This window comes from Spiroplasma endosymbiont of Dilophus febrilis (assembly GCF_964030685.1).
GTDB lineage: Bacteria > Bacillota_I > Bacilli_A > Mycoplasmatales > Nriv7 > Nriv7.
In genome coordinates this window covers 100,220-115,081 of sequence record NZ_OZ034912.1, presented here as the reverse complement: position 1 = coordinate 115,081, position 14,862 = coordinate 100,220, and the positions used below count along the sequence as shown (strand labels likewise).

Below are 14,862 nucleotides of genomic sequence, written 5' to 3'. Positions count from 1 at the left end.
TTCTTGAAAGTTCTAATAGTTTAATGACTGATGGAGAGTATATGAAGCAAAAAATTTTAAATATTTTAAAAAATGAAAAGCGAACCCTTTCAAAGTTAGAAATTAGTAATTATCTTGAAATTACTAATAAAGAACAATATGAATTAATGGTGTTGGAACTTAAGGAATTAGTAATTAATGATGTTTTAAAAGTTAATAGTAATAATGAATATTCCTTAAATTTACAAAATCAATTACTTACTGGTATTATTCAACTGCATTCTAAGGGTTTTGGTTTTATTAAAACTAAAGATAATCAAGAGTATTTTGTTAAATCACAAGACTTAAATGGTTGTTTAGATATGGATGAGGTTTTATTTGCTACTAAAAATATTAAGCAAAATGATGCCCGACATTTTGAGGCTCGAGTAATTGAAGTATTAAAAAGGCCTTTAACGACGGTTGTCGCTACTGTTTGTTTTAATGAAGTAAATAAAACAAAATTTTTAAAAATTAATAATATTAAATTGCAACATTTAGTCCTTGTAGTTACTAATTTAAATATGGCAATTATTGATACAATTGTTATTGCTAAAATAGTGTCTGTTAGTAAAAATCAATTGGTCTCATTAGAAATTCAGGATATTATTGGTAATATTAATACTCCGGGAATTGATGTCATCGCTGTTGTTCACGAGTTTTTTGTTAAGACAAAATTTGATGATGCGACATTAAATGAAGTAAAAAAAATCTCGCCATTGGTAATGGCTGTAGAATTAATTGGTCGGAGAGATTTACAAAATAATTTATTTATTACTATTGATGGTAGTGATGCTAAAGATTTAGATGATGCTATTAGTGTTGTTAAGTTGGATAATGGAAATTATAAATTATTTGTTGCGATTGCTGATGTGGCACATTATGTTGCTGAGAATAGTGCTTTAGATAAAGAAGCTTTTATTCGTGGGACTTCTGTTTATTTAGTTGATCGTGTTATTGCGATGTTACCACCACAATTATCAAATGGTATTTGTTCTTTAAATGAAAATGAGATGCGGTTAACGATAGTTTGTGAAATGGAAATTAATGCTGTTGGTGAAACTATTAGTAATGAAATATATTCAGCAGTTATTAAAACTAAGCGAAGAATGTCGTATGATGAAGTAAATTTAGCTTTTAGTAATCAAAATCCAGATTTTATTAAAACTCATCCTGAAATTTATCAAATGCTTTTAATTGCTCGTGATTTACATCATATTTTAAGAAAATATAAAGAGCAAGCGGGGGTTATTGATTTTAATTTAAATGAAGCTAAATTAATTATTAATCAAAATGGTAAAATTAGTGATATTACTTTGAGAAATCGGGCAACAGCAGAAATGTTAATTGAAGATTTTATGATTCGTGCTAATGAAACTGTTGCTAGCACTATTTATTGAATGAATTTGCCATTTATTTATCGCATTCATGATAAACCAAAAATTAAAAAATTAAGAGAAGTGTATAATGTATTAAAAATAATGGGTTATAACATTAAGGGTAAAGTTGAGAATGTTTATGCTAAAGATTTACAATTAACTTTGGAAAATATTAAAGATAAACCTTGATTTCAAGTTGTTGCTACTTTGTTTTTACGAAGTATGGAAAAAGCGCGTTATGATATTAATAATATTGGGCATTTTGGTTTAGCAAGTGACTGTTATACTCATTTTACATCACCAATTCGTCGCTATCCAGATTTAATTGTTCATCGGATGTTAAGAAAATATCTTTTTGAAAAACAAATTAATAATGTTATTGTTGATAAGTATACAGCGATTTTACAAAATCAAGCCGAACAGTCTAGTATTTCTGAGATGAAAGCATTAGAGTGTGAAAGAGCAGTAGAACAAATGAAAAAAGCTGAGTATATGGAAACACAAATTGGAAAAAGATTTTCGGGAATTGTTAGTTCAGTTACTAATTTTGGGATTTTTGTAGAATTAGAAAATACTATTGAAGGATTGGTTCGTGTTAGTGATATGCGAAATGATTATTATAACTATAATGAAAAAACAATGCGCTTAGTTGGTGAAAGAACAAGAAAAGAATATTATCTTGGACAAATTGTTAATATTGAGGTTAAGCACGCTAGTAAGTTAGAAAGAAAAATTGATTTTATCCTTAAAGATCCTAAAAATGGTAATGGTAGGGTTAAACAATGAAAATAATTGCTTCAAATCGTAAAGCACGATTTAATTATGAATTAATAGATAGTTATGAAGCTGGAATTGCATTGCAAGGTTCTGAGGTTAAATCTTTAAGGGAATCTAATGTATCATTACAAGAAAGTTATGTTTTGATTAGAAATCAAGAAGCACTAATTTTAAATTTACATATTAGTACTTATGCTTATGCATTAAGTGCTAAACTGGATCCTAATCGTTCAAGAAAGTTATTATTACACAAAAAAGAGATTTTAAAGTTGGAAGCGAAAATAAAATTGCAAAATTTACAATTAGTTCCTACTAAAATATATTTTAATAGTAAGGGTTTAGTTAAAATTGAAATTGCGTTAGCAAAAGCTAAGAAACTTTATGATAAAAGAGAGACTATTAAAAAACGCGATATGGAACGAAAAATTCAAAAGATTTCATAAATTTGATATAATATACTTATGGGGGTGCACTGGATTCGACAGAAATAACAAACAATTAACTGCAGTGGTGTGGTAAACCTTATCTACTTCGAGGTGTTATAACCGGAAATAAAAAAGAACATCAAGCTATTCCAACATATATGTTAAATCATAACTTTGTTGGGGCAACATTAGTTGCTTAATTCAACCTTTTAAAGGATATAAATAGCACATTATTTTAGCGTAAGTTTATCTAGGCTAGTTTAATGTTGATACTTGATAAACTAGATATTGTGATGTTAATAAGCAATGTTGAAATTCTATTAACTAGTTAGAGATATTACTTGTTTATTCATATTTTTCTTTAATGAACTTTTCTTGAATAAAATAAACTGTAGATGTTAATTGGGACTTATTTTTGGACGTGGGTTCAATTCCCACCATCTCCACCATAAATGTAAATATAAAATAAAAAGTAAACTTATTGTTTACTTTTTATTTTATTGTTAAATAACAAAAGACTTTTATGTTAGGACGCATAAAGTTTTGTTAGGTAGGTAAAGATTTGAATAAGTATTAAGACAATCAGCAATGATTGTCGGTCGCGTTTAGTTTTCTTAGGTATTTTTTAAAAAAGAAAAAATAGTCATTTACTATAAATTATTTCAATATGCAAATTAAGTATATATTTCTTATGTATGATTTTTGTTGTAAAAAATTATTTTAATGTTGTTTTTATAAGCATTTTACTTAGTTTTTATAACCTTTTATTAAGAATATGTTTGTTAATATTAAATATTTTGTTTTATTAATTATTTTTCAAGTAAAAAGGTAATAAATTTTTAGTTGCTTTTCTTTCAAAATTATTCAAATCTTTACCTACCTAACAAAACTTTATGCGCCCACTCTATATATAAAACTGATGATAAAACTGATAATAATTACTTAGCGTATAAATTCAAATAACACTAGCGGGGAACATATTTCCTATCGTAACGCTAATTGTTCATTTCAAGAAATTCAATTTCGACTGTGCAAATATTCTAAAGTTTGATGATAATATTTTAGTTTAGAAATATGAGGAATAAGATTTTGCAACTCATAATTAGTAACTTTTTTATTATTTACAGTTTTAATATTCTTTAATATGAAATAAAACCCTCAATGAACTAAAGGTGCTTTTTGTTCTTCGCGTCACAATGTTTGAGGATTAATTTCAAGAACAAATTGCTTTGGTAATTGTTTCTTAATTTGAAATGCTCCCGAAAGAACTAAAGAAAGCGGAATTTTCATAAAATCATTTCTTTGTGATAAATTTTCATTAAAAGCTTCAAAAATGATTTTCTGCTTTGAAGTATCTAAAATATTTCCAAATTCATTAGTAGGGTCCCATCAAATTTTACTATTATATGCTTTATTGTTAGCACATTTGTTCTGTTCTTTTCAATCTTGAATTCACAACTCATAACTTGCTTTGCTTTTTGACTCTTGATATAAAATTTCTCCTAAAGGATTAAAAACATTACTATGACATAAAATATCATCTCATCTTGTCTTATTAGTTGTTGGATAATTATTAATTCAAGAATCCTGCGTTAAAAATGATGCTGATTGATAAAGGTCACCAGATTTTTCCCATAATATTTTTTCAATAACTTCATTAACAATTGCTCCTTCAAAACCAGAAACCCTAGCACTATCATTAATCTCAATATTTTTAACAAATTCATCTAAAGTAATATCCTTATCCACCTTAATGACAATTTTATTTCCTTTTTCTAAATTAATTCAATGATTTTGTTCATAATTATCACCAACGGGTAGCAATTTATCTTGATAAAGATAAAATACGCAAAAATCATATTGTTGATTTTTAAATGGCATTTGTAAAGCATTACATCCATCTAAAAATAGCGGATTTAAAATTAACAAAAGCGAGAAAGTTTTAATTAAACAAAATTTTTTCATTATTTAGAATTTCCTTATTAAATATATTTATCAAATATAAAAGTAATTGTTGTAATATTAAACATTAACATAAATGTTGATTTGAAAAATAAAAATATTATTAAGATAACAATTAAAGTTAACACGATTAAAAATAAACTTATATCTCATCACCGAATTTTATATTGATAATATCTTGTTCTTTTAATAGTAGTTTTATACCCACGAGTATACATTGCTGTTCCTAAATTATCAGCACGGATAAAACTACTATTAAACATTGGAATAATAAAAGCTTTAATTATGGTTAACTTTTGTCATCAAGAACCGCTAATATCACTGCCTCGACAAGCTTGGGCTAATAAATTAGTTTTAGCCTCTCTCATTAGCAATGGTAAAGCATTAAGCGTAATAGTCAAGCCAATAGCGAGAGCATTAACTTTAATTTTACAATATTTTAACGGTTTTAAAAGGTCTTCTAAACTATTAAGTAATACTTCTAATTTAGTCGCTCTGATTAACAATAATGACCAATTCATAACTAAATAAAGTTTACTAACAATATATAGTGATTTAAAAATTGTCTGATAAGAAAAAGCAAAAATGTTTCAACGAAATATTAAACCTAATCGCATATCATTTACTGTTTCTAACATTTCACTATGAATTCGTTCTCTTCGTAATGTTGCTTGAATTCATTGTAATTGTTCTTCTTTATTTAATTCCGTTAAAAAGTCATATTCACTAATAATATTTAAGGACTTTATTGAAAAATAATTATTTTGATGACCTCACTTTAATAAGTTAAACTGCTCATTAGCATCATTAGCATCCGGTAAAGATATTTGAATAACAAAACTAGAAATGATTAATATTAATAAAAAAAGTAAAGCCATTTTTCATAATGGTTTAATTAAGAAAAATAATGGTAATTGCGAACTAATAAATAATATTAAAAATATTATCATTAATACTAGTAACCCACTAAACTTAATTTTAAATAACGAAATAATCATTAAAAGTAAAATAGCAATTAATTTAACTCGGGGATCTCAGTTATGAATTAAAGAATTTTTTGGATAATAATTAATGCTATTAATCATTAGTAATGACATTTCCCTTCCAAAAACTTTTCTTCGTTATTATAGTTATATGATAATTGATAAATTTCCTTATTTTTAAGTTTAGTATCCATAACTCCATAGGCACTTTTAATATCCTTAGTAAAAATAAAAGGGCAAGTATTCCCAGAATTAATTTTTTGTCATTTTCCATCTTTTAAAGCTCATAAGTCACTAACAAAACGACCATAATGTTTATTGGATTTAGAACTAACATCATTAAAATAAAACTGATTTGGTGTTGTCATTATATTTTTATCAAAAATAATATTTTGTAATGTCTTATAATTTTCACTACAATTATTGATTCGTGCCTTAAAAATATTATTTTTATCATAAATGGCAACAATCCCACACTGATGAGATGCTAAACTGTGATAAAAAGTAAAATAATCTTCACTAGTTAATAATCCTTGCTTAAACGCATAGTCATAACTATTATTTAACGATTTATCATTAGTTAAAATATTCTTAACATTTTGCGATCATTTTATAAATTGATGATTATTAAGCATTATTAACGATATGATTACAAAAATACTTACTGAAAATGTTACTGTTAAAAAAGCACTAATAACATTAATATTATCTTTAATGTTAACTGATAAATAGTTTTGCGACATTAAACGCATATTAACATTAAATAACTTATTTAAAGGATTAAACAGTCATAATGACACTAAGAAATTAGTAACAAATCCCATTAATGCCATAGGTAATGCTGATATTAAACCGACAACGGCATATGTTAAATCAAAAAATAACAAATCGCTAAGAAAATATCAGAACATAATTAAAAAACTTAATGTTCCAACAATAACACCAAAACTATAACGATTATTAATTTGTTTTTTCAAAATTTTAATAACTAAAATATCAAAAGGAAATATTAATCAATATACTAAATTTCAAGCACTAAAACCATATAATAACATTATTGACAAGTTAAAAATAGTAACAATAAAAATACTATCTCGTAAAGAAAAATAAAGGGTATACAAGCACAGCAAAAATGATACTAATTCTACACCCGCAATATTACCTAATAAAAATTTTATACAAATAACCATTGCTGTTAAAAATGATAATAAAACCAGTTTTTTAACACAATAACTATCTTCTTCAATGCTAACTACTGTTGATTTAAAAATATTTAATTTCATCATTGCCTCCTGACTATAAACAAAAACCACCACTAGGTGATGGTTTAAGATTAAAAAATAAATTTTAAAAGTAGTTAAATTAAAATCATTTTTTAATAACCCATCCCCAGGAGAATTAAATAATTTTTTCTAAGGTAGGTCTCCTGACTTAATTTCAACCACTAATTATGCCTTCTCAAAAATAACTTTTCAATGACTTATATAATTAATGTCAATATTACAGTTGCTGGGACAGTTTTAGAATCACACTAAATTCCCTTTTAATAATTACATTAAATGCAATTAACCTTATAAAAAATATTTTTATTTATTTATAAAGTAATCTTACAATAAAAATAACTAACTCACATTTATTTTTAAAATATTTTTTAAAAATAATCAGAATATAAAAAAATACTATAAAGAATTTCTTCATAGTATTAATTATCTTCATAATTAAGCAGCAACTGCTACAGCATCAGTAATAACATCAGTGGATGTTATTGTTGAATTAGAATTAAAAATAAAGTCATATACTTCTTCATAATGTTTAATCGGAATAATTTTTAATTCATTTAACACCTCGTTAGGAATATCATCTAAATCTTTCATATTTTTATCAGGTATTAAAATTGTACTAATCCCACTGCGATGAGCAGAAATTGATTTTTCTTTTAAACCACCAATCGGTAAAACATTCCCTCGTAAAGTTATTTCCCCAGTCATTCCAACATCACTAGATACAGGTCTTTTAGTTAAAGCAGAAATTATTGCTGTTGTTATTGTAATCCCTGCTGAAGGTCCATCTTTAGGTACTGCCCCTTCAGGAACATGAATATGAATATCATTATTACTAAAAAACTTGGAATCAATATTAAACTTCTTACTATTAGCTTTTAAATAATCCAAAGCAATATTTGCTGATTCCTTCATAACATCACCTAAAGTTCCTGTTAAAACTAACTGTCCTTTACCTGAAAAGAAATTTACTTCCATTGAAAGAATATCGCCACCAAAAGCAGTATATGCTAAACCAGTAGCAACACCAATTTGGGCTGTTCCTTCTTTTTCAGTATATTCAAACTTATGTTTACCTAGATATTGCTTAACCTTTTCAATATTCACTAATTCATCACTTAAATGTTTAGCTAAATAACGAACAATAAACTTTCTCGCAATTTGATGCAAATATCGCTCTAACTGTCGTACACCAGCTTCACGAGTATAATATTTAATAATTTCTTTAATTGCACCATCTTCAAATTTTAATAACTGCTCATTTAAACCATTACCTTGCAATACTTTAGCAATTAAATGATTTTTAGCAATTTCCATTTTTTCAATTTCTGTGTAAGATGATAATTGAATAATTTCCATTCGGTCTAATAATGGTTCGGGAATATCTTCCATATAGTTAGCCGTAGCAATAAACATTACTTTTGATAAATCATAATTTTCTTCTAAGTAATGATCAGAAAACTCAAAATTTTGTTCTGGGTCTAATACTTCCAACATCGCACTAGCAGGGTCACCACGATAATCATTAGCCATCTTATCAATTTCATCAAGCAAAAATAAAGGATTAATACTTTTAGCTCGTTTCATTGATTGGATTATTCTTCCTGGCATTGAACCAATATATGTTTTTCGATGACCACGAATTTCTGATTCATCACGAACACCACCTAATGATAACTTCACAAAACTTCTTCCTGTTGCTTCAGCAATTGACTTAGCAAGTGAAGTTTTTCCTACTCCGGGAGGACCTACTAAACAAATAATTTGCCCTTTTAATGATTTAGTCATTTGTTTAACAGCTAAATGTTCAATAATTCGTTCTTTAACTTTTTCCAAACCATAATGATATTTATCTAAAGTTTGTAAAGCAAATGGTAAATCCTCAATTTCTTCCTTTTCTTCATGTCAAGGAATCGCCATTACCCAATCAATGTATGTTCTAATAATATTAGCTTCACTTGATGCTTGTGGCATCATTTCATAACGATTAATTTCTTCCTTAACACGAACTTTAATATTCTCAGGAAATGGTTCTTTTTGAAGACGATCTAAATATTTCTTCATCTCATTACTATCGTCATCAATTTCACCTAATTCTTCTTTAATTGCTTCAAGTTTTTCTCGTAAATAAAATTTCTTTTGCTGTTCATCAATTCTAACTTTAATTCTTTCAGAAATATTTTGATCAATTTCACCAGTTTGCTTGCGACTATTAACATTATCAACTAAAAGATTCAAGCGTTGTTCAACATTCAACTCTTCTAAAATAGCTTGTTTTTTATCTAACGGTAAAAAAGGTAAAAACTGTGCTAATGTATCAATTACTTCTCCAGGACTACTATTAATATTTACCTTAATCTCTTGTAAGACATCTTCAGGAAGACCTTCTTGCATTTCCAATAATCCTGTTAAATTATTAGTAATTTTTTGAACTAATTCTTCAACACTACCTTCATGATTTGATTCTAAAACCTCAATATCACTTTCATAATAAGTACCATTATCTTTTAAATTCAGTAATTTAACCCGATTAAGTGACTTAAAATTAACCGTAAACGAACCTTCTTCTCAAACTTTTTTTATTTTTAAATTAGCAATAACTCCAACATCAAATATTTCATCAATTGTTGGTTCATCATCTAAAGGTTTTTTTTGTGATACTAAAATAACTTGATTATCAAAATTATCCTTAGCCACTTCAATAGTCTTTAATGATTTATTACGACCAATTTCTAAAACCTGCTCAAATCCGGGATAAATATAACTACCTCGTGTAACCAAAACCGGAATATTTTCCAAAGACTTTATTTGTTCTTTATCTATCATTATGATACCTCCATAAAACAGATTTACTTAATTATATAATAAAAATTTAGCACTTGCAATATTAAAGTGCTAAATCTATTTTATCCATTATTCTCATAAAGAAAATTTAATATCCTACGATGTTTTAAACCTTCTTCAACAATACTAGTATCCATAATTTTTTCTTTAGCTTCTTCTGGTGTCATCTTATAAAACTTAGCCAACTCAATAATTTCTTGTTCTACCTCATCATTACTAACTTGAATATTTTCTTGCTTCATAATTTCTTGTATAATTAAATAATTACTAATTTTTGCTTTAGCCTCGCCTCGGAACTCTTTTTTAATATCTAATTCAGTTAATTTAGTTAACTTTAAATATTGTTTTAAATCAATATTTTGTTCTTTTAACTTCTCCTCAAACTGACCTTGAAGATTTAATACTTCTTTATCAATAATTGATTGAGGAATATGAATCGTTGCTGTTTTAGAAATTTCTAATAATAAATTATTAATAAACTCATCTTTAATTTTTTCTTCATTTTGCTTAATCAAATTTTCTTTAATATAATCTTTTAATTGTGCTAAATCTTCAATACCATCAATATTAGCATCTTTTGCCAAATCATCATTAATTTCTGGAACAATCTTATTTTTAACTTCTTTAATCTTAACTTTAAAAGTTACTTCTTTTCCTGCTAAATCTGGTTGTAAATAATCTTTAGGAAACGATACAAGTAAATCCTTTTCTTCACCAGCCATCAATCCAATCATTTGTTCTTCAAAACCAGGAATAAACTTTTTTGAACCAATTTCTAAACTAAAATTTTCAGCTTTTCCACCAGCAAAAGGTTCGCCATCTTTAAACCCTTCAAAATCAAAAATAACAACATCACCGTTAGTAATCTTATCTTCTTTAATTTCTAAAATAACTGATTTTTCTTGTAACTGACTAAGTGCTTGATTAATATCCTCATCATTAACAATATTTGCCATTTTCTCAATTTTTATATTTGTATATTTTTCAACTTTAACTTCCGGTTTTAAATCAAATTCAAAAGAAATAATATATTTTGCCATTGACAAAGTATCAATATTTCAACTTGGCTGATTAAAAGGTTGCAATGGATCATTTCGTAATAAAGCAAATTGTCACGCTTTATCAGCTGCAATATTATGAGCTTTATTTAAAATTTCTGCTTCACTTAAATATTTTTCTACCATCGCTTCTGGTACTTTGCCTTTACGAAAACCTGGTATTTGTAAACGGGCTTTCAACTTCTTTGTTACCTTTTCAATAATATCTTGTCATTCTTCTGATTCAAATTCAATAATATACTTTCCTTTATTTTCTTCAATATTTTTTTTACTTGTAAATTTCATCAAATATCCTCCTATATTTCAACTATTTAATTATACCCTTGATTAATTACTAAATGCAATTAAACTTTAGCAAAAGGTCGCGTTTAGTTTTCTTAGGTATTTTTTAAAAAAGAAAAAATAGTCATTTACTATAAATTATTTCAATATGCAAATTAAGTATATATTTCTTATGTATGATTTTTGTTGTAAAAAATTATTTTAATGTTGTTTTTATAAGCATTTTACTTAGTTTTTATAACCTTTTATTAAGAATATGTTTGTTAATATTAAATATTTTGTTTTATTAATTATTTTTCAAGTAAAAAGGTAATAAATTTTTAGTTGCTTTTCTTTCAAAATTATTCAAATCTTTACCCACCTAACAAAACTTTATGCACCCATTTCTTTACTTTTGACAAAAAAATGCACCAAGATAATTACAATGCTATTAACAACACCAATAGCATTTATCAAATTGATTTTAATGTCCTTAAATCTTATGATAATAAACTCATTGCCTTGCCAACCAACAAAACCGCTAACAGTATTAATTATCTAAATACCGATATTGATATTCGCTATGGTATTAACATTTTTACCTTAACTTTTCCACTTTATCACAAAGGGAATATCTCTAACTACAATTTTAAAATTTATGACTTTAATGTATTAAATTCAACAGCCTTTATCCCTGATGGCTCAAATAACAGTGAATGAGACGATTTAATTCCACCAGCAAATTGCAAATATTCTGGACGATGAATACCAACCTTTAATGATATTGGTTGTGCCATTCAAAATGCTGGTATCAAAATGATAAACTGAATACTCACAGCTTCACAAATCATCACGATTTTGCGACCGTTAGCAATTATTGCAAAAGCAACAGTTAACTTTTCAACCGCCATTTTTCCAGTTTTTAAAACGGTACCAGCTTTTTACTATACCTTTCAATTTTTAATCGGTTTTGCCATTTTTCTAATGATATTAAGAATTTTTGTATAATTATATATATATATATATATATATTAGACTTGGTACATAACCTTTAATTTTATCTACTATTTTGATAATATTATTTCCTAGGTGAAGCACAAATGTTAGATAAATACAAAGATAAAAATGGGGCGCATAAAGTTTTGTTAGGTGGGTAAAGATTTGAATAATTTTGAAAGAAAAGCAACTAAAAATTTATTACCTTTTTACTTGAAAAATAATTAATAAAACAAAATATTTAATATTAACAAACATATTCTTAATAAAAGGTTATAAAAACTAAGTAAAATGCTTATAAAAACAACATTAAAATAATTTTTTACAACAAAAATCATACATAAGAAATATATACTTAATTTGCATATTGAAATAATTTATAGTAAATGACTATTTTTTCTTTTTTAAAAAATACCTAAGAAAACTAAACGCGACCTAAAGAAATAACTTCTTAGTAATAATTCTGAGTTTCCTATAATATTTACTAAGTATTTTTTGGGATAAAAGGTAATTAATGAACGATAAAAGAAACCGATTTGAATAAAGTAATCCTTCTTATAGTTTTCTACACCCTTAAAATCAATTTCGGTATGAGTTTTTTCGTCCATATCAAAAGTCGCATAAAATAAACTAGCAAAGAAATTGCCAAGAATTTCATAGATTTCGTTAAAAACATTTTTGTAATCGCTATTGTTAATACTAGGAATGTTGTTTTTAAAATATAGGTAAATATCATTTTTTAAATCGGGGTCATAGCGTAGAAAACTAAATCTAACATTGAGGTAATTTAAGGTACCAAAAAGATATTTAATTAGGTAATAATCGTTAGAATTCGTAGTGCCATATTTTCAGATTTCATTTTCACCGTGTAGCAATTGTAAATACTTATTTCCAGCAATTAGAGTTTTGTTAAATGCCTTAATTTTCAAAACATTCTCATTTACTACATTTTTATCACTAGAAGTTTTATGATAAAAATAGCTCTCGTTTTTAAAGCCATAATTTTTAATCGTAAATTCTTTGTAATAACCTTTTTCTAGGGTGTCAATGAAATTAAATACGGGCGTTCAATAGAGATACGAGTAATTAAATTTATCAAAATCACCACGGTGAATCATTAAGTAATCAAGATTATCAACAACATCGTTATAGTTATAGTTGCCATCAAATTTGGTGGTTTTTTCTGGTAAATCAATATCAGTCGAGAGTTTAATTTCTGATTGTGCGTTAAATTCTAATATTTTTCATTTGGCATATCTTTCATTTTTATCTCATTCTTGTACTTTCATTTTTATGTTTTTTAATTTTTTATTTTGATATGATAAAAAATCTTTATTTTCTCAATATCTTGGTTCACTGTTTTTTTCTCAATTTAAATCATATTCTAATGATTTTAATATTGGCAGTGTGATCTTGTCATTTTTGTCAACATAAAATTCTCAATCATTAAGTTTCATTCGTGGAGGCAAGTTTTTGGGAATAAATTCATTTTCTACATTAACTTTTATTTCTCATTTTTGATTTCACTTGCTGTTATCATCTTTTGATGATTTAAGTGTTAATTTTGATTTTTTTAAGTTTAATTCGTATGATTCATTATTTTGCCTTTTACTTCTAATTAGTGATTGTGCTGTTGATTTGTCATTATTAATGTTTTGTGGAATGGTAAAAATGTTATTGAAACTAATAATTAACACGGTAAATATTTTCATAAACATTTTTATCGCTCCTTTTTAAAATATTTTATTTTTCATTATTCTTTTAGCTTTAATCTTTTTTAATATAAAACGAATTAAGCAGTTTGCTATTTCTGTTATGGTTACTCATACTAATGAATAACCTATAATCATTAACTTACCAATTGCTCCAAAATTTTTAATAAATTGTTGCAAATTTTCAATATCTGTATGTAATAATAAAACTATATTTAAAGATATGAATATAATGTAATTAAGTATTATTCATCAATATTTTTTTAAAGAATTAATGAGTTTGTTTGATTTCATTTTTCAAGGCTCTTTTTGCTTTAATTTTCTGAACAATCAAGCGAATTAATTTTTCAAATTTAAGTGCAAAATATATTGCTCCGCCTCATCAAAAAACAAATATTCCTGCGAGCATAATACCACTATTGAACTTGCCAAAGAATTTAACCATTTCTTCACTCATAAAATTATTAAATTCGTCACTTGTTCCAGTTATTCATTTAGCATCGCTTACTGTTAATGCACAAATTAATAAGCTTATAAAGATAAAAATGATACTTAACACTATTTTTAACCACTGCTTTTTAAAAGAATTTTTAATTCTTAATTTTAATGGCATTTTTTCTTTCATTTTTAAACTCCTTTAATTTTCTACAAACAATTTGCTTAGGCAAAACATTATGACAAATATAAGCAGTTTCACTTGGTGGATTTTTGCAAACTATACCATTATAAGTAATAAATTTTATTCTTTTATCAAAAACTAATAACTCACACTGATCTATTTTTTCTCTAATTGGTTTTAATGCAATACTTACTAATGGTATTAACATCGCAAACGGTTTGCCCAAATTAAATAAATGTTCTATTACTTGCTTTCTTTTACTAAACGGAGGGTTAGAAATAATATAATCATATCTATCCACATCACTTTTAATGTAATTAAAGAAATCAATTCCATCATCAATATGACTATTCCAAACTTTATGCCCATTTCTTTCTAAAACACATACAAATTTACTATCAATTTTATCAAAAGGGCATAAAATAGTACTATTAGGTTTTAAAAATTCTAAAATTGGTTTAACAGCATATTCCTGTGTATATCATTCATCATTAACATTAATTTTATTTAATAAATTAGAATTTAACATAATTAACTATTAATTCCTT

At 25.9% G+C, this 14,862-nt stretch carries 11 protein-coding genes, 1 other RNA gene and 1 riboswitch; of the genes, 4 read left to right on the top strand and 8 right to left on the bottom strand.

Annotated features, from left to right (window positions below; translation table 4 throughout):
• Positions 1–41: 41 nt before the first annotated feature.
• From rnr to ssrA, 3 genes are all read left to right on the top strand, one after another.
• Positions 42–2,189: a ribonuclease R gene (rnr, locus tag AAHF53_RS00540; protein ID WP_342189852.1), complete on the top strand. Its 2,148-nt coding sequence runs from the start codon at positions 42–44 to the stop codon at positions 2,187–2,189.
• Positions 2,180–2,617, top strand: coding sequence for an SsrA-binding protein SmpB (gene smpB, locus AAHF53_RS00535; RefSeq protein WP_342189851.1), 438 nt, complete (start codon positions 2,180–2,182; stop codon positions 2,615–2,617). Before rnr ends, smpB begins: the two co-directional genes overlap by 10 nt.
• A gap of 20 nt (positions 2,618–2,637) precedes the next feature.
• Positions 2,638–3,048: a transfer-messenger RNA gene (gene ssrA, locus AAHF53_RS00530) on the top strand.
• A gap of 535 nt (positions 3,049–3,583) precedes the next feature.
• On the opposite strand, the gene AAHF53_RS00525 is transcribed toward ssrA, so the two are convergent.
• The 5 genes from AAHF53_RS00525 to tig form a co-directional block, all read right to left on the bottom strand.
• Positions 3,584–4,564, bottom strand: a complete 981-nt coding sequence (locus AAHF53_RS00525) for a hypothetical protein (RefSeq protein ID WP_342189850.1) — start codon at positions 4,562–4,564, stop codon at positions 3,584–3,586.
• 17 nt (positions 4,565–4,581) lie between these two features.
• Positions 4,582–5,646, bottom strand: a complete 1,065-nt coding sequence (locus AAHF53_RS00520) for an energy-coupling factor transporter transmembrane component T (protein WP_342189849.1) — start codon at positions 5,644–5,646, stop codon at positions 4,582–4,584.
• On the bottom strand, positions 5,646–6,827 hold the full coding sequence (locus tag AAHF53_RS00515) for a hypothetical protein (RefSeq protein ID WP_342189848.1): 1,182 nt from the start codon (positions 6,825–6,827) through the stop codon (positions 5,646–5,648). Before AAHF53_RS00515 ends, AAHF53_RS00520 begins: the two co-directional genes overlap by 1 nt.
• A gap of 116 nt (positions 6,828–6,943) precedes the next feature.
• Positions 6,944–7,133, bottom strand: a riboswitch (cobalamin riboswitch).
• Positions 7,134–7,262: 129 nt separating this feature from the next.
• Positions 7,263–9,650: an endopeptidase La gene (lon, locus tag AAHF53_RS00510; RefSeq protein ID WP_338967273.1), complete on the bottom strand. Its 2,388-nt coding sequence runs from the start codon at positions 9,648–9,650 to the stop codon at positions 7,263–7,265.
• An 80-nt stretch (positions 9,651–9,730) separates the two neighbouring features.
• Positions 9,731–11,011: a trigger factor gene (tig, locus tag AAHF53_RS00505; protein WP_342189847.1), complete on the bottom strand. Its 1,281-nt coding sequence runs from the start codon at positions 11,009–11,011 to the stop codon at positions 9,731–9,733.
• 321 nt (positions 11,012–11,332) lie between these two features.
• Here tig and AAHF53_RS00500 point away from each other — a divergent pair, with 321 nt between their 5' ends.
• Entirely contained in the window at positions 11,333–11,995 is a 663-nt protein-coding gene (locus AAHF53_RS00500; protein WP_342189846.1) for a hypothetical protein, read from the top strand.
• A 392-nt stretch (positions 11,996–12,387) separates the two neighbouring features.
• On the opposite strand, the gene AAHF53_RS00495 is transcribed toward AAHF53_RS00500, so the two are convergent.
• The 3 genes from AAHF53_RS00495 to AAHF53_RS00485 all read right to left on the bottom strand — a co-directional run bounded on the left by AAHF53_RS00495 (position 12,388) and on the right by AAHF53_RS00485 (position 14,843).
• Positions 12,388–13,701, bottom strand: a complete 1,314-nt coding sequence (locus AAHF53_RS00495; protein WP_342189845.1) for a hypothetical protein — start codon at positions 13,699–13,701, stop codon at positions 12,388–12,390.
• A 265-nt stretch (positions 13,702–13,966) separates the two neighbouring features.
• Positions 13,967–14,320, bottom strand: coding sequence for a hypothetical protein (locus tag AAHF53_RS00490; protein ID WP_338967669.1), 354 nt, complete (start codon positions 14,318–14,320; stop codon positions 13,967–13,969).
• On the bottom strand, positions 14,286–14,843 hold the full coding sequence (locus AAHF53_RS00485) for a hypothetical protein (protein WP_338967670.1): 558 nt from the start codon (positions 14,841–14,843) through the stop codon (positions 14,286–14,288). Before AAHF53_RS00485 ends, AAHF53_RS00490 begins: the two co-directional genes overlap by 35 nt.
• Between the last annotated feature and the right edge of the window lie 19 nt (positions 14,844–14,862).